Source organism: Nonomuraea sp. NPDC050556, assembly GCF_044457355.1.
Lineage (GTDB): Bacteria > Actinomycetota > Actinomycetes > Streptosporangiales > Streptosporangiaceae > Nonomuraea.
This window is the reverse complement of sequence record NZ_JBITGU010000002.1, coordinates 1,597,940-1,615,202: the sequence shown is the minus strand read 5'-3', so window position 1 is coordinate 1,615,202 and position 17,263 is coordinate 1,597,940. Positions and strand designations below refer to the sequence as shown.

Below are 17,263 nucleotides of genomic sequence, written 5' to 3'. Positions count from 1 at the left end.
TATGACGACACCCTTCACGCCCGACGTGATCGAAGCCATCAAGCGGCACATGAACGACGACCACACCGACGACGCCCTGCTGATCGTCAGAGGCCTCGGCGGCCGCCCGGAGGCGACGTCGGCGACCACCAGCGACGTGGACGGCGAGGCCATCGAGTTCGCCGTCGACGGCGGCGACACCGTGAGGGTGCCGTGGGGGGAGACGCTGACCGAGCGCGCCCAGGTACGGCTGGCCGTCGTGCGCCTCTACCGCGAGGCGTGCGACAAGCTCGGCGTCACCGCCAGGGGCGAGCACTGATCATTCTTCGGCGAGCATGATGATCTTGTCGGTGGCGGTGAAGGTGATCGTGGTGTCCTTGGCCGGGTTGAGCACCACGCCGTAGTTCGGCGCCTGCGTCGACTGGGCGGCGATGCGGTAGCCGATCGCCACCTCCTCGCGCCGCTCGCCCGCCTCGACCACCGTGGCGAAGTTGATCTCGCGGCCCAGCGCCACGTAGTCCATGGCGGGCTTGAGGTAGATCTCCGCGCCGTCGGGGTCGAACAGGTCGGTGAACACGTCCTGCAGGTGCCTGTTCTCCGAGAGCTGCGTCTTCAGCAGGCTGATCAGCTTGTTGCTGACGATGAAGTCGTCGGCCTTGGTGACCTGGGCGAGCCTGCGGTTCCTGTCGTCGACCATCTCGCTGACGATGGGGTAGCGCTCGCCGCGCTGCGACTGCATGTCGCGCAGGTGCAGCAGCGTCACCAGGGTGCGCGCGTCGGCTTCCTGCCCCGACATGTCGTCGGCCGACAGCACGATGATGTGGTCGTACAGCGACGGCTTGAGCCCGTCGAGAACGCTCCTGTCCGTGCTGTCGCCCTGGGTGAAGCGGAGCTCGATGTTGCGCGCCTCGGCGGAGATCGCCGCGACGATCTCGCCGTGCTCGGCGCCGTGCGCCACCACGTCCACCGTGGAGCCCGGCGCGACGTAGGAGTCGAACTCGCGCAGGATCGACGGCGCCCGCCGGTTCCAGCTCAGCACGAGCGCCGACTCGGCCACCGGCTGGGTGACCGTCAGCGGCGCGATGGCGTCCTCGTCGTACGGCACGGCCGCCTCGAGAAAGTCGATCTTGTCGTCGTCCTCGGCGATGACGATCGCCTGGTCGGACGGGCCGAACTGGGACATCATCGGCGGCTTGAGCTCGACGGTGCCGTCGGAGCGCTGGATCCCGATCAGCGCCGTCTTGCCGAACATCCGCAGCGCCTCGCCGAACGTCATCCCCGTCAGCTGCGGCGCCTTCGTCATGTAGATCTCGTCACCGCCGAAGTCGAGCAGGTCGGTCAGCACCACCGACAGCCCCGACTGGCGGCACGTCTGCACGATCACCCTGGACGCGATGTCGTCGGCGTTGACGACCTCGGCCTCGCCGTCCCCTGCAAGCACCGCGGCGGCGTAGTTCTTGGTGTCCTGCACCGACGTCACGATGTGGTACGGCCCCTGCCGCCGGTCCGGTGCGTTGGTCACCGCGAGCAGCGTCTTGATGACCTGCTGGTCGGGGTTGGGTCCTGGCGGGCTGAGCACGATGATCGACCGCGCGGTCTGCGGGTTGACGATGTTGACGTCCGTGGGATCCTGCGGGTCGCCCGTCCTGCAGATGACGCGGGTCCTGCGGTTGCGGCCGAGCTTGTCGCGGATCTCGTCCTCCATGTCGGCGCGGTCCCTGGGGGCCAGGATCGCGATGGCGGTCTTGTCGCCGCGGCTCTCATTGGCCTCGAACAGCTCGGAGATGACCGTGTAGACCTCGTCCGACCAGCCGAGGACCACCGAGTGCCCCTCTTCGAGCACGAGCGACCTGCCCTTGCGCAGGTCCATGATCTTGCTGGTGACGCCCGAGGTGAGCAGACCGATGAGCGTGCTGGCGAAGAAGATGCCGACGGCGGCGAGCAGGATGGTCAGCACGATCAGCATCGGCCTGGTCTCGGTGCCGGAGCCCAGGTTGAAGGTGTCGACGGTGTTGCGCCAGATCTCTTTGACGGTCTCGTTGAGCGACGTCTGCTTCTCCGTGTTCGGAGTGGCGATGACGATGAGCGCGCTGATCACCACCACCACGACCAGGGAGATCGCGGCGAGCCAGCCGATCAGGGCAGGCGTGCCTCGAGCCATGGTGTTGTCGAACCAGTAGCGCAATCGCTGGCGTAGCGTGACCTGCCGCATGACACCCCCCGATAGAAACCGGCAATGGTGCATACCTGCCCTGGGTGATGCCTATTCATGCACGCAAAGCTACGTGATGACTACAGAGAGTGATATATCGGGACAAAAGAGATCCTCGGGCGTACTCCGTCTGTCTGGCAGACGGGCTGGATGGACCACAGACGGGTATGAGTTCCCGCCCTCCAGCTGCCCGAGGACCCGGTGGCAGTCTCGTATTCGCCAAAGGCTGAGACGTCCAAGCTTGGCCCGGAGTCCGCCATTTAGCGGACGGCCACCTCGCTAGTCCAACTATGAGAAACCATTAGTCGGATCACCTCCTTTCGGCGTACCTCGAACCTATGTGAGGCGTTGCAAGAGCGGCAAGCGATTATTCTCATGGCATGACGGAGCAGGCGTGGCACGAGGAGTTGCGGGCCAAGGGGTACCGCGTCACCCCCCAGCGGCAGCTCGTCCTGGAGGCGGTCAAGGATCTTGAGCACGCCACCCCGGAGGAGATCTGCGCCAAGGTCCGCGAGACGGCGCGCGGCGTCAACATCTCGACCGTCTACCGCACGTTGGAGCTCCTCGAAGAGCTCGGCATGGTCAACCACACCCACCTCAGCCACGGCGCCCCCACCTACCACCTGGCGGCGCACGCCGACCACGTGCACCTGGTCTGCCGCGGGTGCGGAGAGGTCTCAGAGGTACGGCCGGCGCTGGCCGACGGCCTGGTCAAGGGGCTGGACGACGAGCTCGGCTTCGCCGCCGACGTCCACCACCTGACCATCTTCGGGCTCTGCGCGAAATGCCGATAGCCGGGGCCGGGTCGCGCGCCCGGTGCGGATAGCCTGGAGGCATGCGTAGCCCTCTGCTCGATCTCCCCGGCGCTGTCGCGGCCGACGGTCCTGACTCCGACGTCGCGGGCCACTACGGCGACCTGTTCGCCGAGCAGCGCGCCCTCCTCAAGGGCGAAGCGGTCGTCGACCGCAGCAACAGGGAGGTCGTCCGGATCTCCGGCGTGGACCGGCTGAAATGGCTGAACGACCTCACCTCGCAGAAGCTCGACACGCTGCAGCCAGGCGTGTGGACGCAGGCGCTGATCCTCGACGCGCAGGGCCGGGTGGAGCACCACCTGACGCTCGTCGACGACGGCGAGGCGGTCATGGCACACGTGGAGCCGGGCTCGTCTGCCGCGCTGATCGACTACCTCGACCGGATGCGCTTCATGCTGCGGGTCGAGGTCTCGCTGGTCGAGGACCTCGTGGTGCTGTCGAGCGCGACGGAAGACTTCCTGGTGCCGCGCGGCGACCACCAGGGCAAGCCGCTGGCCGGGCTCTGGGCCTACGAGGCGCTGCGCATCGAGGACCACCGGCCGCGCGCCGGCTTCGAGACCGACCGCAAGACGATCCCGCACGAGGTGGGGTGGATCGGCACGGCCGTGGCGCTCGGCAAGGGGTGCTACCGGGGGCAGGAGACGGTGGCGAGGGTGCACAACCTCGGCCACCCGCCGCGGCGGCTGGTGTTCCTGCACCTCGACGGCAGCGTCGACACCCTGCCACCGCACGGCGCGCCGGTGACGCTCGACGGGCAGGAGGTGGGCGTGGTCGGGTCAGCCGCCCGCCACCACGAGCTGGGCCCGATCGCGCTGGCGATCGTCAAGCGCACGGTCCCGGTCGACGCGACCCTCCTGGCCGGTGGCGTCGCAGCCAACCAGGAGGTCATCGTCCCCCCGGACGCGGGCCGCAACGTCGAGATCGACCCCGCCCTCCGCCGCCGCATCCGCTAAAAGCGCCCTGCCCCGCAGACACGCCCTCAAGAGCCCCGCTCCCGCGAGGGCGCGGCCTCAAGAACCCCGCTCCTGCGAGGGCATGGCCTCAAGAGCCCCGCTTCTGCGGGGCGCGTCGCCCATCGCCCTGCCCCGCGCCGATGGCCCCGGCGCCGTCCGAAAGGCCCTGGCCTCGTGCCGAGAGTCCCAGCCCTGGGCGGGCGTGCCGCGGAGAGCTCTGGCCGCCCTGTGGACCAACCTCGCGCGGGCAGGCCCCTTGGCCCTGCGCTGACGCATCCGGCAAGAGCGCCAGCATGGTGACATCCCGCGCCTCCCCTCGCGAGGGGAGGCGCGGAGGTGAGACCTGGGGACTGGGCGCCCCCGGAACGGCGTCAGGAAGCCCCTGTGCCTAGGCGCCCGCTCGCAGGTAGTGGGCCCAGTAGCCCTGCCAGGGTCCGTAAGGCTTGGCCAGCTCGCGGATGTCCTCCTCCGAGACAGCCCTCCCGTACGCCCGCGCAGCCGCCTTGAGGAGCTCGCGCTCGACCGGGGACTCGTCCATACGACCCAGCCCCCGGATCAGGACGAAGTTGGCCGACCAAGCCCCCACCCCGGGCAGCCCGAGCAGAAACGCCTTGACCTCGTCGTACGGCCCCTCGCGCAGGAACGTCTCGTCGGTCTCCGCCCACCCGCGCAGCGCCCGGTAAAGCCGCTCGCCCTTGCGCACGTTGCCCACCAGCTCGCTCAGCCGTTCCTCCGGTACGGCCAGCAACTGGTCGAGGTCCGGGAAGACATCGTCGACGAACAACGCCCGCTTCGCCCGCGCCGCCACCGACAGCGGTGTGCGCTGGGACAGGATCGCCCAGACCAGGTTCTCCAGCGGCGTAGGGAACTTGACCTGGTGATATCCGTACAACCTGTCGATCACCTGCGTGAAGGCCGGGTCCTGCCGGCCGATGGCGTAGAACTCGGTGAGGTCGTCCCCCAGGCTGAGGTAGAAGGAGATCCGGTCGGCCAGCTCGCCGGCCGGTGCGGCCCCGGAGAGCACCTCGGCGCGCAGCCCGCCGTCGTGAGGTGTGAGCCGGACGGCGACGGTCTGGCCCGCGACCCGGAACGCCTTGGTGAGCGTCAGGTCGGCGATCGTCTGGTCGCCGGACGTGGGCCGGAAGACGCCCAGGAAGCGCAGCGAGTGGCCGAAGTCGAACGGCGCTGCCGCAGGAAGGTCGATGATCATCTCGCCGCCAAGGAGCGCAGGACGGTCAGGGCGTCGGGGACGTTGTGGAAGAAGTCGGCGTCGGCCCGCTCGACCACCGCCAGCGCGCGCACCGCGAGCTCCTCGCCGCGCGGAGTGAGCCTGACCCGCTTGGCCCTGGTGTCGGCCTGGTCGACGACGCGTTCCAGGAGGCCCTTGTCCTCCAGTTTGCGCAGGACCTGGGAGGTCATCTTGACGTCGGTGTCGGCCTGGGTGGCGATGCTGAGCTGGTTGGGGTGTTCGCCCTGCCGGTTGAGCCACCAGGTGGTCGCCAGCAGGACGAACTGCACGTGGGTCAGGTCGAGCGGGGTCAGCACGGCGGCCATCTCCCGCTGCCAGCGCAACGTCGTGCGCCACAGCAGGAAGCCCGGGCTGTCATCAGGTGTGAGCGACATAGTACGCACAGATTATCTGCGCGCAGACTAATTGTCCACCGCCACAGCGCCCAACAGGCCCGGTGGCCGCCACCTCGTGGGCGCCCAAAACCCCCAGAGATGGGCTAGTTCGGTGTGGCGTACGGGTCGGGTACGTACGGGTTCGGCGGCTGGTAAGGGTTCGGTGGGACGACCACCGGCGCCGGGATGCAGGGCGCGCCGTCGTTGTTGGCCGTCGCCGCGCCCTGGCCGATCTTCACGACCGCGCCGAGCTGGGCCAGCCCGCCCTCCACCCGCGTGAGGTCCGCCTTGGCCAGCCAGCCCGCGTTGCCCGACAGGTAAAGGTTGCCCGCAGGGTCGAAGAACTGCCCGCCCCAGGTGCCGCTCCACGGAAGGTTGCCGACCGGGCTGACGGCCCCGTTGGCCGGGTCGAGCCTGACGACCTTGCTCCCGGACGCGATGTAGATCTTGCCGTCCACCGGATGGAAGGAGATGTCGTAAATATCGGGAACGGGCGCGGTGAGCGCCTTCTCGTACGTCAGGTACTCCGGCGACCCGGGATCGACGTTGATGACCTGGAACGCGTTGTAGGCCCGGACGTACCAGTGCTTCCCGTCGGGCGAGATGTCCCCCTGGTAGTACGGCGCGACCGGCAGCGTGCCGCCCGCCCCCGGCTTGACCTTCACGGTCTCGGCCACCGCCCCGGTCGCCGGGTCGATCTTGTAGACCGCGTCGCCGGTGCTGCTCATGGCGTAGATCTTGCCGTCGAGCCGGTTGTGGCCCATGGCGTTGTAGGTCTTGTCGCTCTGCCCGATCGTCGTCAGCGTTCCGTCGGCCGCGTAGCCGAGCAGCTTCGTCGGCGAGTTGTGGCCGAGATATCCCGCGTACGCGCACGTACCGGGCGCCTGCTCCCCGGCGTAGGCCACCCCGACGGACCCCGCCGTGGCGAGGCAGGCCAGGAATGCGATGGTTCTTGAAGATGAGAACACGGTTACTCCCCGTGAGTATGTTCTGTCCGTGTTGAAATCTCCGCGGGCGGTCATCGGCAATCGCCCGTTTGGACAAAGCTCAGAGGTCGAGCACCAGCGTGATCGGGCCGTCGTTGAGCAGCGAGACCTTCATGTCCGCGCCGAAGCTGCCCGTCTCCACGTGCGCGCCCAGCGCCCGCAGCTCGGCCACCACCGCCTCCACCAGCGGCTCGGCGACCGGCCCAGGCGCGGCAGCCTGCCAGGTGGGCCGCCTGCCCTTCTTCGTCTCCGCGTAGAGGGTGAACTGGCTGATCACCAGCAGCGGCGCCCCGACGTCGGAGCACGACTTCTCGCCGTGCAGGATGCGCAGCCCCCACAACTTCGCGGCCAGCTTGCGCGCCTCGGCGGCCGTGTCACTGTGCGTGACGCCCACGAGCACCATCAGTCCGGGCTCGTCGATCGCCCCGACCGTCCTGCCGTCCACCACTACGGACGCGTGGCTCACCCGCTGCACAACAGCTCGCATGGGATCCCATTCTGGCCTAAGGAAAGGGCTCCGTAGACTCGTGGCATGTCGCTTCTGGTAGAGGTTGTCCGTTCTGGTTTCGTGGAGTCCGTCCACCACGCCAGGATGCTGGTCGTGGACGCCGACGGCCGTCCCATCGAGACGCACGGCCCGGTCGACGCCATAGCCTCGCCGCGCTCGTCGATGAAGCCCCTCCAGGCGCTCGGCATGCTGCGCAGCGGCCTCCAGCTCGACGGCGAGCTGCTCGCGCTGGCCTGCGCCTCGCATGCGGGCGAGCCGTTCCACGTCGACGGGGTCAGGAAGATCCTCGCCGGAGCCGGGCTCGACGAGACCGCGCTGCTGTGCCCCGAGGACTACCCGGAGGACCGTACGGTCACCACCAAGGGCCGCGTCTTCATGAACTGCTCGGGCAAGCACTCGGCCATGCTCGCCACCTGCGTGATCAATGGCTGGCCGCTGGAGAGCTACCTGGAGCCGACGCACCCGCTCCAGCGCGCCATCAGGGCGACGGTCGAGGAGCTGACCGGCGAGCGGGTGGCCGCGACCGGGGTGGACGGCTGCGGCGCGCCCCTCTTCTTCGTCTCGATGGTCGGCGTCACCCGCGCGTTCCGTGCCTTCCCGCTGACCGAGGAGGGTCAGGGCATCTTCCAGGCGATGACGAAATATCCGGAATGGACGTCGGGGACGCACCGGCCCGAGGCCAAGCTCATGCGCGCCCTCCCCGGCCTGATGCTGAAGGCTGGTGCCGACGCGTTCGAGGCGTTCGTCTTCTCCGACGGCCGGGCCGGCACGGTGAAGATCGAGGACGGTGGCCAGCGCGCCCGCACCCCGGTCACCGTGGCCGCCCTGCGCGCGATGGGCCTGGACGCCCCCGAGCTCGACACCCTGGCGGCCACGCCGCTGCTCGGCGGCGGGCGCCCGGTGGGCGAGATCAGAGTACGGCGCTAGCCGTACGCCTGGCGGCGAGGAGGAGCAGGGCCACGGCCGCCAGGACGAAGAAGGCGTTGCCCGCCAGGTCGACGGCGGCGGGGGCGGGCACCGCCGGCGGCTGCGCGAAGCCGTGCCACGCGTAGGTGAGCAGCCCGCCGCCCGCCAGGGCCAGCGTGTGCCGCCCGCCCCACCCGGCGCTCCGCGACCACCGGGCGATGAGGACGGCTGCCGTGCCGTACAGCACCAGGTACCAGGCCACGCTCACCCAGGCGGGCACGCCCGCGTAGACCAGTGCGGGCGCCCAGAACAGCACCCCGGCCACCAGCGTCAGCCCCAGGACCACCCACGGGGACGGTGCCCGCGCGGCCAGCGGCCTCCCGGCAGGCCGCCAGAGCAGGGCCGCGGCGACGAGCCCGACGATGACGACCCCGGTGCCGACGAGCTGCGGAACCGACGGCAGGTACGGCGTGGCGTTCATGAACACCGCCGACAGCGCGATGCCGAGCACGAAGACCAGCGAGACCACGGTCAGCCCCACCTTGCCCAGCCAAGGCCTGTCCGACCGCGCCAGCGACTCCATGAGTGCGATCGGCACGCAGATGCTCCACACGCTGTGGATGGCGAGCACGAACACCGTCCACCACGCGCCCATGCCCAGCGCGGGCACCCAGCCGTAGTCGAGCATTCTCAGCCCCGCCCACGAGGGGTTGAACAGCGACTGCGTGACCAGCCCCTCCTCCAGCACCGCGTAGGCGAGGGCGAGCAGCACGATCCCCGGCCACCCCAGCCCCCTGCGCCTGGCGACCTCCCTGATCAGCAGCGCGCCGCCGCCGTAGAGGGGGACCAGCGCGACGAGGGCGACCAGCATGGTGATCGGGATGTTGCCGAGCAGGAACTCGGCGACGAGGGGAGACAGCAACATCAGCCCGAAGGCGTATTTGGCCATACGAAGAGGATTCTCGGTAGGAAAGGCCGTGAGTAGTGACGAACGTCCTACAGCCAGCCCTTGGCCTCGGCGATGCGGGCCGCCTCGGCGCGGTTGCGCGCGCCGGTCTTGCCGATGGCGCTCGACAGGTAGTTGCGCGCCGTCCCGTCCGACAGGAACAGGCTCGCCGCGATGTCGGAGATCGTCCCGCCCCGCGCGGCCGCGCGCAGCACGTCGCACTCGCGCGCGGTCAGCGGGCTGGCGCCGAGCGACCTGCTGGCCGCCGCCAGCCTGCGGTCCACGACCTGCTCGCCCGCGTGCACCCGGCGGATGGCGTCGGCCAGCTCCTCGGCGCGCGCGTCCTTGACCACGAACCCGGCGGCGCCCGCCTTCATCGCCCTGCTCAGGTAGCCGGGGCGGCCGAACGTGGTCAGGATGATGACGCCGACGCCGGTGAGCTCGGCTGCCACGTCCAGGCCGTCGCGGCCGGGCATCTCGATGTCGAGGAGCACGATGTCGGGCCGGTGCTCGGCGACCGCCTCCGGCACCTCGTCGCCCCTGCCGACCTCGCCGACGACCTCGATGTCCGGCTCGAAGCTGAGCAGCGCCGCCATGGCCTGCCGTACGAGGTGCTGGTCGTCGGCCAGCAGGACGCGGATCATACGGGCAGCCGCGCGCTCAGCAGGTAGCCGCCCGCTGGGGCGCGGTCGCTGCGCAGGGTGCCGCCCATGGCTTGCAGGCGCTCGGACAGGCCGAGCAGGCCCGTGCCCGGCTCCTGCGCGCCCGGTCCGCGCCCGTCGTCCGCCACCTCGACGTAGGCCTCGGAGTCCTCGACGCCGAGCCTGATCTCGCAGCGTACGGCCCGGCTGTGCCTTACGACGTTGGTCGTGCCCTCGCGGACCACCCACGCCAGCAGCGACTCCGCGTCGGCCGGGATGGGCGCCGAGGAGACCTCCAGCCCCACGCCCGCCGCGGCCAGGACGCGCCTGGCGTTGTCGAGCTCGTCGGGCATGGACAGCGTCCGGTAGCCGGACACGGCCTCGCGCACCTCGGCGAGCGCCTGCCTGGACAGCTCCTCCACCTCGCCGATCTCGGCGCGGGCGCGCGGCGGGTCGGACTCGACCAGGCGGCCGGCGAGCTGGCTCTTGAGCGTCATCACCGACAGGCTGTGCCCGAGGATGTCGTGCATGTCCCTGGAGAACCGCAGCCGCTCGTTGTCCACGGCCAGGCGTTCGGCGCGGGCCCGCTCTATGGCGAGCGCGGTGTTGGCCTCGCCGGCCCTGACGAAGGCGTCGATGGCGCCGGTGAAGAGCAGCCCCTGGGCCGGGATCCACCAGAAGGCGGCCAGGTCGCTGCCCAGGGAGAGGACGACCGCCGCGACCACGGCGACCACCGCGAAGGGGAGCCATCTGCGCGGGAGCGAGCACCCGAGGGCGGTGACGACGAAGAAGAGCGACACGAACATCCACAGCTGGCCCAGGGGCGGCACCAGCAGCGCGGCGGTGACGATCAGCAGGGCCAGCGACCAGGGCGTGGCGTTGCCGCGCAGGCGGCACATCGCGGTCCAGACGACCCTGAGGTAGAGGGCGGCGAAGACCGCCACCCCCAGCAGGACCGGTACCGGATTCCCGCCCTCCTCCAGGTAGACCGGAATCGGCCACCCCAGGAAGACCAGGTAGATGCTGGTCCAGAAACGCCCCCTCATATCCGCATTGTCGCCCCTGAGGGTGCTCCGGCGGACCTGACGGATGTCACTTTCGCAGGAGGGCCGCGATCTCGCGCTGGCCGTTCTTGACCGCGTGCTGCAGTGCCGTGACGCCGTCGCGGTCGGCCAGGTCGCGGTCGGCTCCGGCGTCCAGCAGGAGCGTCACGATCTCCTGGTACGGCTTCGAGCCGTTGCCCAGGATGACCGCCTCCAGCAGGCCGGTCCAGCCGAGGTCGTTGACGTGGTTGACGTCGATGCCGGTCTTGAGCACCTCGCGCACGTAGGCGACGTGGCCGCGCTCGCAGGCGGGGATGAGCGAGACGCCGCCGTAGCGGTTCCTGATCGTGAGGTCGGGGTTGGCGGGCAGGAGCGCCTTGAGCATCGCGACGCTGCCGGTCACGCCGGTGACCAGCCAGGGCGTGTCGTGCTGGAAGTCGAGCGCGTCGGGATCGGCGCCTGCGGCCACCAGGATCTGCGCCACCTCGACATGATCGGCCGCCGCGGCCAGGAGGAGCGCGGTGCGCCGCTGGGCGTCCCGCGTCTCGAGGTCGGCGCCTTCGGTGACCGCCTCACGCACGGCGGCGGCATCCCCAGAGGCCGCGGCCGTGAGCAGTTGTTCGTTGAGCACGGTGGTAGATCCTTTCACGGGGGCTCCTTGCGCGGCACAACCGCCCAGCAAAAGCACGGCCACCAGAAGGACCCAGAGCGGGCTGCGCTTCGGGGCGCAGCCCAGCTTCGTGAGTGCCGTCATGGTCGTGGTCAGCCGCCGATGGCCTTGAGGCCGGCCTGGGCGATGGCCTCGTCGATGTCGCCGCCCGGGGCGCCGCCGACGCCGATGCCCGCGATCGGGGCGCCGCCGGCCGCCACCGGGACGCCGCCGCCGAGCAGCAGGGTGCCGGGGATGGCAGCCAGCGCCTGGTTCTTGGCCAGCTCGCTCGTGGCCTTGCCGAAGGACACGGCGGTGAACGCCTTGCGCTTGGCCGACTCCTCCGTCTGCGGCCCGGCGCCGTCACCCTTGACGATCAGCCGCGTGGCGCCCGAGCGGTCCACGATGGCGATGGTGACCTTCTGGTTCTGCTTGGTGGCCTCCTTCTGCGCGGCGTCGGCGACCTTCAGCAGCGCGTCCGTGGAGAGCACGTTGGTCTGCACGGTGTCCTTGGGCGCGGCGGCCTGGGCGCTCGTGGTGACGCCGCCGACGATGGCGAGTCCGGCGAGGGCAGCGGCTGCAAGGCGAAGCTTCATGGTGTTCCTCCAGGTCAGTTGCGGTAACAGACTCAACAATGCCGTCTGGAAGCCGCCGCGCCATCGGACACCGGATCGACCCTTGGGGGAGAATCGGATGAGAGCGGAGTCAATCGATTGGTTGATGCGGAATGGACAGCGTCTGGCTGAACAGGGCGATGCACGCGGGTTTCTTCCTGCTGCTCGCCGCTTCGGCCGCGCGCCTGGTCGTCAGGCACTCGCTCGACACCCAGACCCTCGTCTCCCTGGCGGTGGCGCTCGCGCTGGGCGTCGTCTACGCGCTCGGCGTCGCCCTCTGGGCCAGGCTCGGGCACCGCGGCAGGCTCGTGTGGCTGGGTGTCGTGCTGGCGGCCTGGCTGGTGCTGGTGGAGATGGCGCCGTCGTTCTCGTGGTGCGCGATCCCGCTGCTGTTCGTCTGCCTGCGCCTGCTGACGCTGCGCACGACGATCGTGGCGGCAGCCGTCCTCACCGTGGCGACGATCGTCGCCCAGATCAACCTGTCCGACCGCTTCGACCCCAGCCTGGTCCTGGCCCCCATCGCGGTCGCCGCCATGACCGTGGTGATCTTCTGGGAGCTGCGCAGGGCCGGCATGCTGCAGGAGCGCGAGCGGCTGAGCAGGGAGATCCACGACACCCTGGCCCAGGGCCTGACCAGCCAGCGCATGCTGCTCCAGGCCGCCGACCGCCTGTGGGCGACAAATCCGGATAAGGCGCGCGAGCTCGTACGGCAGGCCGCCCAGGCAGCGGGCGAGAACCTCGAAGAGGCACGCAGGTTCGTCAGGGACCTCGGCCCCAAGGACCTCGACAGGGGAACGCTGCCTGAGGCACTCAAGGCGCTCGACGCCGAGTTCCGCCTGGAAGGCGAGGAGTATCCCCTCGACGCCAAGGTCCAGGCGGCCCTGCTGAGAGTGGCCCAGGGCGCGCTGGCCAACGTCCGCGAGCACGCCGGCGCCACCCGCGCCGTCGTCACCCTGGCGTACCTCGACGGCGAGGTGACGCTGGACGTGTTCGACGACGGCAAGGGCTTCGCCGTGGCGGAGAGCGAACCGGGACGCGGCTACGGCCTGCGCGCCATGAGCGACAGATTGGCCCAGGTGGGTGGCACCCTTGTCGTGGAGAGCGTGCCCGGCGAGGGCACCGCCATCGCTGCGAGGGTGCCGGTATGAAGTTGTTCCTGGTCGACGACCATCCCGTGGTGCGTGCGGGCATCGCCGCGCTGATCAGCGGCGAGGACGACATGGAGATCGTCGGCGAGGCCGAGAACGCCGAGGACGCCGTCAGGGGCATCGCGCTGCGCGAGCCCGACGTCGTCCTCATGGACCTGCAGCTCGGCGACGGCCCCGACGGGGTGGAGACGACGAAGAAGGTGCGGGCGCTGCCCGTGGCCCCGCAGGTGCTGGTGCTCACCACCTACGAGACCGACGCGGACATCGTGCGCGCCATCGACGCGGGCGCCACCGGCTACGTGCTCAAGGCCTGCCCGCCGGACGAGCTCTTCCAGGCGATCAGGGCGGCGGCCAGGGGCGAGAGCGCGCTGTCGCCCAAGGTGGCCGCCCGCATGATGCGCCGCATGCGCGACCCCGGCCCGGCCCTGACCGCCAGGGAGATCGAGATCCTGGAACTGCTGGCCAAGGGCGCGGGCAACAGGGAGATCGCCAAGGCCCTGTTCATCACCGAGGCCACCGTCAAGACCCACCTCAACCACGTGTACGGCAAGCTCGGCGTGGACACCCGCACCGCCGCGGTCAGCACGGCCGTGGAACGCGGCTACATCCGCCGCACCTAGAGCACGATCGACGCGATGTGCTGCACGGTGGAGAACTCGCCCGCTGCGGCCACGTTCTTGGTGATGCCCACGGAGGTGCCGGTCGCCAGGTCGGCGAACCCGGCCGTGCCGCCGCTGCCGAACCACCCGAAGGTCGTCTCCCTGTCCAGCAGCCGCAGCGCGAACCCCAGCCCGTAGGCGGCGGGCATCCCCGACACCACGTCGTCCCCGGACGCGGCGACCGACGTGACCTCGGCCAGGCGCTCGGGGGAGATGAGGCCGTTCTGCAGCGCGTCGTAGGTCCTGGCGATCGCCCTGGCGCTCATCGAGGCTCCGGAGTCCGAGGTCAGGATGTCGGCCCTGTTGCTGTAGGCGGCGTCCGGCAGGGCGCGCAGCGGCGCGGCGGTGAACCCGTCGACGACGCGGAAGAACGGCATCGACTCCAGCATCTCCGGCGGCAGCTCCATCGCCGGGCCGGAGTCCTCGATCACCGCCAGCCGCGGCAGCTCCGCCTCAGGCACCGCGAGGTACAGCTCGTCGGCCAGGCCGAGCGGCCCGGCGACCTCGTCGAGCAGCACCTGCGAGATGCGCTTCCCGCTGGCCCTGCGGACGATCTCGCCCACGATGAACATGAACGTCTGCGGGTGGTAGCCGATCTGCGTGCCCGGCTCCCACCACGGCTTGGCCGCCGCGATGGTGGCGCACATGCCGTCCCAGTCGGCGAGGTTCTCAGGCGTGGAGTCGACGGGCACCCCAGGCACGCCGACGGAGAACGACAGCGCCTGCCGTACCGTCGCCTTGTCCTTGCCGTGGGCGCCGAACTCGGGCCAGTACTCCACGATCGGCGCGTCGTAGGCGAGGGCGCCCCGCTCGGCCAGCACGTGGGCGACGGTGGCGATCACGCCCTTGCCGGTCGAGGTGACGTAGACAGGCGTGTCCGAGGTCATCGCCCGGCCCGTCGCCGGGTCGGCCACCCCGGCGACCGCGTCGACGAGCAGCTCGCCGTTCCTGCACACGGCCACCTGCACGCCGCGCTCCGCCCCTGAGCCGACGAGCTCGTCGATCGCGGCCTGGACGTTCTTCTGGAGTGTTGTCATGCCCCCTATGACGAGGGAGCGGCGGAAAAGGAATCGGGGAGACCGAGTTCCGGGAAAAGGGCATGGCCGAAGGTGCTGATCTGGCAGATCAGACCGTCCTCCATGCGGAAGACGCCCAGCCAGTAGGCGCGGTACGTGTCGTCGGCCGGTGCGCGCAGGTAGGCGGCGATCGCGGGCTGCCGGTTGACCCGGGTGGGCAGGACCTTCCAGTCGCCCCACGAGTCCGGCCCGACAAGCTGGGGGCCCCAGGCGCCCACGAACGCCTCGCGGCCCAGGATCCACATCGGCGAGGGCGGCATGGTCTGGTAGACGTCGGCGCGCAGCAGCGACGGCAGCAACGAGGGGTCGGCCTGCTCCAGCGCCATGATGTAGCGCTGCACGACGGCCATCTCCTCGGCCGAAGCGGTGTTCATCCGCTGCGCTGGAAGCTGCTCGCGCATCACCGGCCTGGCCCGCTGCAGCGCGCTCTTGATCGCCGCCACGGTCATCTCCAGCGCCTCGGCCGTCTCCTGCGCCGACCAGCCGAGCACGTCGCGCAGGATGAGCACGGCGCGCTGCCGCGCCGGGAGGTGCTGGACGGCGGCCAGGAAGGCCAGCTCGATCGTCTCCCGCTCGATCACCGCGTCGAGAAGGGTGTCCGGGTACGGCTGCAGCCACGGCACGGACGTCGTCGTCGGCCACTCCAGCCACGAGTCGGCGACGATGGGGGCTTCCCTGGGCACCGGCGTGCGTGGAGTCGCCTTGAGGAAGTCCAGGCAGGCGTTGGTGGCGATCTTGTAGAGCCAGGCGCGCAGGTTCTCCGGCGGCGTGCCGCGGTTGCGCCACGCCCTTAGGAACGTCTCCTGCACCAGATCCTCAGCCTCGTCGTAGGAGCCGAGCATCCGGTAGCAGTGCACGTGCAGCTCGCGGCGATGCGCCTCGAGCTGTTCCGGAGTCACAGGGAGCGGAGCTGCCGGGACGCCGAGATCGCACCTGACGTCGTGGTCGTGAAGGTCCGCATGGAACCGGCGAACTTCGACAGGTCCCACTCGGCCGGGCCGTGGTACCAGTACAGGTTGTCCGCCTGGCTCCCGTTGCCGGTCACCGAGGCCACCACCCGCGACCAGTGGTCCACCCCGTCGAAGATCACCGCGTAGGGCAGGTAGCGGGAGAACAGCTCCACGTCGCCGTTCTTCACGTCGCCGGAGAACAGGTAGTCGCGGAAGCCCAGCGTGTGCGCGAGCGCGGCCGCGCCCTTGGCGGTCTTGGCCGGCATGTACTGCCCGCCCACGGTCAGCGCGGCCCCGGCGATGATCAGCGCGAGGCCCAGCAGGCCGTACGTCGTGAACCAGGCCAGCGCCACGGTCGCCACCACGCCGAGCCCGCACAGGATCAGGCCGATCGTGGTCCAGCGGGTGCGCTCGGTGTCGGGACGGCGGGCGAACCAGCCCTGCTCGACCACGTCGGCGTAGAGGGCGTCGCGCACCTTGCCCAGGTGCTTGGCGAACGACCCGGTGAGCTGCGACAGCAGCACGTGGTCGCGCCCCTCGAAGATCGCCTCGTAGAGGGCGAGCTCGTAGGGGAGCAGCGAGCGCACGGGCGCGTTCAGGTTCTTGACCAGCATCCAGTCGGGGGCGTCGTAGGCCTGCCTGGGCTGCTCGTCGATCCGCAGGTAGCCGCGCACCGCCAGGTCCACGATCGTGGCCGTCACGTCGACGACGTCGGCCTGCTCGTCGACCAGCGTGCCGATCTGGCCGGGACGCACCCCGTCCGGCGGGGAGAAATGGCCGTTCTCCACCGGGTTGACCGCGCTGCTCGACACGCGGGCGTCGCGACCGCGCGTCCAGTAGAGCAGCCCGATGCCGCCGAGCAGCAGTACCAGCAGCCCGGCCAGCGCGCCGCCGGTGACCGTGTCGAGGGTGAACGCGCCGGCCAGCGAGAAGCGCTTCTCCAGGATCGGCTTGCCACCGCTGGCCCCGGCGGGGAAGCCCACCACCACGGTCAGCACCTGGCCGGGGCCGAGGCCCTGCTGGCCGAAGTCGGCGTCGACGCCGGTGTGGTCCATCGACGCCTCGGTGCAGCCGATCCGCGAGGACAGGTCGCCGGCGAAGCACGACAGGCTCTGCACCCCGCCAGGCCCCTTGACGTGGACCGAGGCCTTGGCGACCGGCCCGTCCCAGCCGCCGGCCGCGAACCAGTTCAGCTCCTCGCCGCCGGTGATCGGCGCGACCGCGCCGGCCACGTCGTACTCGAAGACGGCCTTGCCGGGATTGACGGTGATCGTGTCGCCGGTCAGCTTGCCGTCGCCCTTGAACCCGGAGATCCGGAAGAGCCGGTCGTTGACGTCTCCCGCGCTGACCCTGGTGAGAAGCGTGCGCGCGACCGGCCCGCCCTCTACAGTGATCGTTTCCTTGACGTGCAGGACGCCACCCGGCTTGAGCTCCAGATCGACCGCCTCGTCGGCCACCTTGCCGGCCGCCGCGTGCGCGGTGCCGCCGCCGAGGAGCGCCGCCGCGAAGAGGGCCGCGACAGCCATGCGCAAGAACGTCATGGCAGGGCAGCTTATCG

19 protein-coding genes are annotated in these 17,263 nt (G+C 70.3%); 6 read left to right on the top strand and 13 right to left on the bottom strand.

Annotated features, from left to right (window positions below; all coding sequences use genetic code 11):
• Window position 1 precedes the first annotated feature (1 nt).
• On the top strand, window positions 2-298 hold the full coding sequence (locus tag ACIBG8_RS25715) for a DUF2470 domain-containing protein (RefSeq protein WP_397345470.1): 297 nt from the start codon (window positions 2-4) through the stop codon (window positions 296-298).
• Here ACIBG8_RS25715 and ACIBG8_RS25710 read toward each other — a convergent pair whose 3' ends face one another.
• Window positions 299-2,191: a potassium transporter TrkA gene (locus tag ACIBG8_RS25710; RefSeq protein ID WP_397345469.1), complete on the bottom strand. Its 1,893-nt coding sequence runs from the start codon at window positions 2,189-2,191 to the stop codon at window positions 299-301. It abuts the gene before it with no gap.
• A gap of 380 nt (window positions 2,192-2,571) precedes the next feature.
• On the opposite strand from ACIBG8_RS25710, the gene ACIBG8_RS25705 reads away from it, so the two are divergent.
• Window positions 2,572-2,985: a Fur family transcriptional regulator gene (locus tag ACIBG8_RS25705; RefSeq protein WP_397345468.1), complete on the top strand. Its 414-nt coding sequence runs from the start codon at window positions 2,572-2,574 to the stop codon at window positions 2,983-2,985.
• Window positions 2,986-3,026: 41 nt separating this feature from the next.
• Window positions 3,027-3,956, top strand: a complete 930-nt coding sequence (locus ACIBG8_RS25700; RefSeq protein ID WP_397345467.1) for a YgfZ/GcvT domain-containing protein — start codon at window positions 3,027-3,029, stop codon at window positions 3,954-3,956.
• A 388-nt stretch (window positions 3,957-4,344) separates the two neighbouring features.
• Here ACIBG8_RS25700 and ACIBG8_RS25695 read toward each other — a convergent pair whose 3' ends face one another.
• From ACIBG8_RS25695 to dtd, 4 genes are all read right to left on the bottom strand, one after another.
• Entirely contained in the window at window positions 4,345-5,166 is an 822-nt protein-coding gene (locus ACIBG8_RS25695; protein ID WP_397345466.1) for a DNA-3-methyladenine glycosylase family protein, read from the bottom strand.
• On the bottom strand, window positions 5,163-5,579 hold the full coding sequence (locus ACIBG8_RS25690) for a MarR family winged helix-turn-helix transcriptional regulator (RefSeq protein WP_397345465.1): 417 nt from the start codon (window positions 5,577-5,579) through the stop codon (window positions 5,163-5,165). The genes ACIBG8_RS25695 and ACIBG8_RS25690 overlap by 4 nt, the downstream gene beginning before the upstream one ends.
• Window positions 5,580-5,683: 104 nt before the next feature.
• Window positions 5,684-6,547, bottom strand: a complete 864-nt coding sequence (locus ACIBG8_RS25685) for a DUF6923 family protein (protein WP_397345463.1) — start codon at window positions 6,545-6,547, stop codon at window positions 5,684-5,686.
• A gap of 79 nt (window positions 6,548-6,626) precedes the next feature.
• Window positions 6,627-7,052, bottom strand: a complete 426-nt coding sequence (gene dtd / locus ACIBG8_RS25680; RefSeq protein WP_397345461.1) for a D-aminoacyl-tRNA deacylase — start codon at window positions 7,050-7,052, stop codon at window positions 6,627-6,629.
• 45 nt (window positions 7,053-7,097) lie between these two features.
• On the opposite strand from dtd, the gene ACIBG8_RS25675 reads away from it, so the two are divergent.
• Window positions 7,098-8,000 carry an asparaginase gene (locus tag ACIBG8_RS25675; RefSeq protein ID WP_397345460.1) on the top strand — a complete coding sequence of 301 codons (903 nt, stop codon included), beginning with the start codon at window positions 7,098-7,100 and terminating at the stop codon, window positions 7,998-8,000.
• Here the strand turns inward: ACIBG8_RS25675 and ACIBG8_RS25670 are convergent.
• The 5 genes from ACIBG8_RS25670 to ACIBG8_RS25650 form a co-directional block, all read right to left on the bottom strand.
• A complete protein-coding gene (locus ACIBG8_RS25670) occupies window positions 7,984-8,928 on the bottom strand; it encodes a hypothetical protein (RefSeq protein ID WP_397345459.1) in 945 nt (314 codons plus the stop codon). The genes ACIBG8_RS25675 and ACIBG8_RS25670 overlap by 17 nt on opposite strands.
• 47 nt (window positions 8,929-8,975) lie before the next feature.
• Entirely contained in the window at window positions 8,976-9,569 is a 594-nt protein-coding gene (locus tag ACIBG8_RS25665; protein WP_397345458.1) for a response regulator transcription factor, read from the bottom strand.
• Entirely contained in the window at window positions 9,566-10,612 is a 1,047-nt protein-coding gene (locus ACIBG8_RS25660; protein ID WP_397345457.1) for a sensor histidine kinase, read from the bottom strand. The genes ACIBG8_RS25665 and ACIBG8_RS25660 overlap by 4 nt, the downstream gene beginning before the upstream one ends.
• A 46-nt stretch (window positions 10,613-10,658) precedes the next feature.
• Window positions 10,659-11,258 (bottom strand): ankyrin repeat domain-containing protein, encoded by a 600-nt coding sequence (locus tag ACIBG8_RS25655; RefSeq protein ID WP_397345455.1) that lies wholly within the window; start codon window positions 11,256-11,258, stop codon window positions 10,659-10,661.
• Between the two features lie 113 nt (window positions 11,259-11,371).
• Entirely contained in the window at window positions 11,372-11,854 is a 483-nt protein-coding gene (locus ACIBG8_RS25650; protein WP_397345454.1) for a heme-binding protein, read from the bottom strand.
• A gap of 131 nt (window positions 11,855-11,985) precedes the next feature.
• Between ACIBG8_RS25650 and ACIBG8_RS25645 the strand changes: the two genes are divergently transcribed.
• Entirely contained in the window at window positions 11,986-13,020 is a 1,035-nt protein-coding gene (locus tag ACIBG8_RS25645; protein ID WP_397345453.1) for a sensor histidine kinase, read from the top strand.
• Window positions 13,017-13,640 (top strand): response regulator, encoded by a 624-nt coding sequence (locus ACIBG8_RS25640; protein ID WP_397345452.1) that lies wholly within the window; start codon window positions 13,017-13,019, stop codon window positions 13,638-13,640. The genes ACIBG8_RS25645 and ACIBG8_RS25640 overlap by 4 nt, the downstream gene beginning before the upstream one ends.
• On the opposite strand, the gene ACIBG8_RS25635 is transcribed toward ACIBG8_RS25640, so the two are convergent.
• Genes ACIBG8_RS25635 through ACIBG8_RS25625 form a run of 3 tightly spaced genes read right to left on the bottom strand, consistent with a single transcriptional unit; the run spans window position 13,637 to window position 17,246 of the window.
• Window positions 13,637-14,716 carry a serine hydrolase domain-containing protein gene (locus tag ACIBG8_RS25635; protein ID WP_397345451.1) on the bottom strand — a complete coding sequence of 360 codons (1,080 nt, stop codon included), beginning with the start codon at window positions 14,714-14,716 and terminating at the stop codon, window positions 13,637-13,639. The genes ACIBG8_RS25640 and ACIBG8_RS25635 overlap by 4 nt on opposite strands.
• Before the next feature lie 5 nt (window positions 14,717-14,721).
• Window positions 14,722-15,654 carry an RNA polymerase subunit sigma-70 gene (locus tag ACIBG8_RS25630; protein ID WP_397345450.1) on the bottom strand — a complete coding sequence of 311 codons (933 nt, stop codon included), beginning with the start codon at window positions 15,652-15,654 and terminating at the stop codon, window positions 14,722-14,724.
• Entirely contained in the window at window positions 15,651-17,246 is a 1,596-nt protein-coding gene (locus ACIBG8_RS25625; protein WP_397345449.1) for a DUF2207 domain-containing protein, read from the bottom strand. Before ACIBG8_RS25625 ends, ACIBG8_RS25630 begins: the two co-directional genes overlap by 4 nt.
• Window positions 17,247-17,263: the final 17 nt, after the last annotated feature.

Coding starts and splice junctions, on each gene's coding strand:
- ACIBG8_RS25715 (WP_397345470.1), top strand. CDS start 2: ATGACGACACCCTTCACGCCCGACGTGATCGAAGCCATCAAGCGGCAC.
- ACIBG8_RS25710 (WP_397345469.1), bottom strand. CDS start 2,191: ATGCGGCAGGTCACGCTACGCCAGCGATTGCGCTACTGGTTCGACAAC.
- ACIBG8_RS25705 (WP_397345468.1), top strand. CDS start 2,572: ATGACGGAGCAGGCGTGGCACGAGGAGTTGCGGGCCAAGGGGTACCGC.
- ACIBG8_RS25700 (WP_397345467.1), top strand. CDS start 3,027: ATGCGTAGCCCTCTGCTCGATCTCCCCGGCGCTGTCGCGGCCGACGGT.
- ACIBG8_RS25695 (WP_397345466.1), bottom strand. CDS start 5,166: ATGATCATCGACCTTCCTGCGGCAGCGCCGTTCGACTTCGGCCACTCG.
- ACIBG8_RS25690 (WP_397345465.1), bottom strand. CDS start 5,579: ATGTCGCTCACACCTGATGACAGCCCGGGCTTCCTGCTGTGGCGCACG.
- dtd (WP_397345461.1), bottom strand. CDS start 7,052: ATGCGAGCTGTTGTGCAGCGGGTGAGCCACGCGTCCGTAGTGGTGGAC.
- ACIBG8_RS25675 (WP_397345460.1), top strand. CDS start 7,098: ATGTCGCTTCTGGTAGAGGTTGTCCGTTCTGGTTTCGTGGAGTCCGTC.
- ACIBG8_RS25670 (WP_397345459.1), bottom strand. CDS start 8,928: ATGGCCAAATACGCCTTCGGGCTGATGTTGCTGTCTCCCCTCGTCGCC.
- ACIBG8_RS25665 (WP_397345458.1), bottom strand. CDS start 9,569: ATGATCCGCGTCCTGCTGGCCGACGACCAGCACCTCGTACGGCAGGCC.
- ACIBG8_RS25660 (WP_397345457.1), bottom strand. CDS start 10,612: ATGAGGGGGCGTTTCTGGACCAGCATCTACCTGGTCTTCCTGGGGTGG.
- ACIBG8_RS25650 (WP_397345454.1), bottom strand. CDS start 11,854: ATGAAGCTTCGCCTTGCAGCCGCTGCCCTCGCCGGACTCGCCATCGTC.
- ACIBG8_RS25645 (WP_397345453.1), top strand. CDS start 11,986: ATGGACAGCGTCTGGCTGAACAGGGCGATGCACGCGGGTTTCTTCCTG.
- ACIBG8_RS25640 (WP_397345452.1), top strand. CDS start 13,017: ATGAAGTTGTTCCTGGTCGACGACCATCCCGTGGTGCGTGCGGGCATC.
- ACIBG8_RS25635 (WP_397345451.1), bottom strand. CDS start 14,716: ATGACAACACTCCAGAAGAACGTCCAGGCCGCGATCGACGAGCTCGTC.
- ACIBG8_RS25625 (WP_397345449.1), bottom strand. CDS start 17,246: ATGACGTTCTTGCGCATGGCTGTCGCGGCCCTCTTCGCGGCGGCGCTC.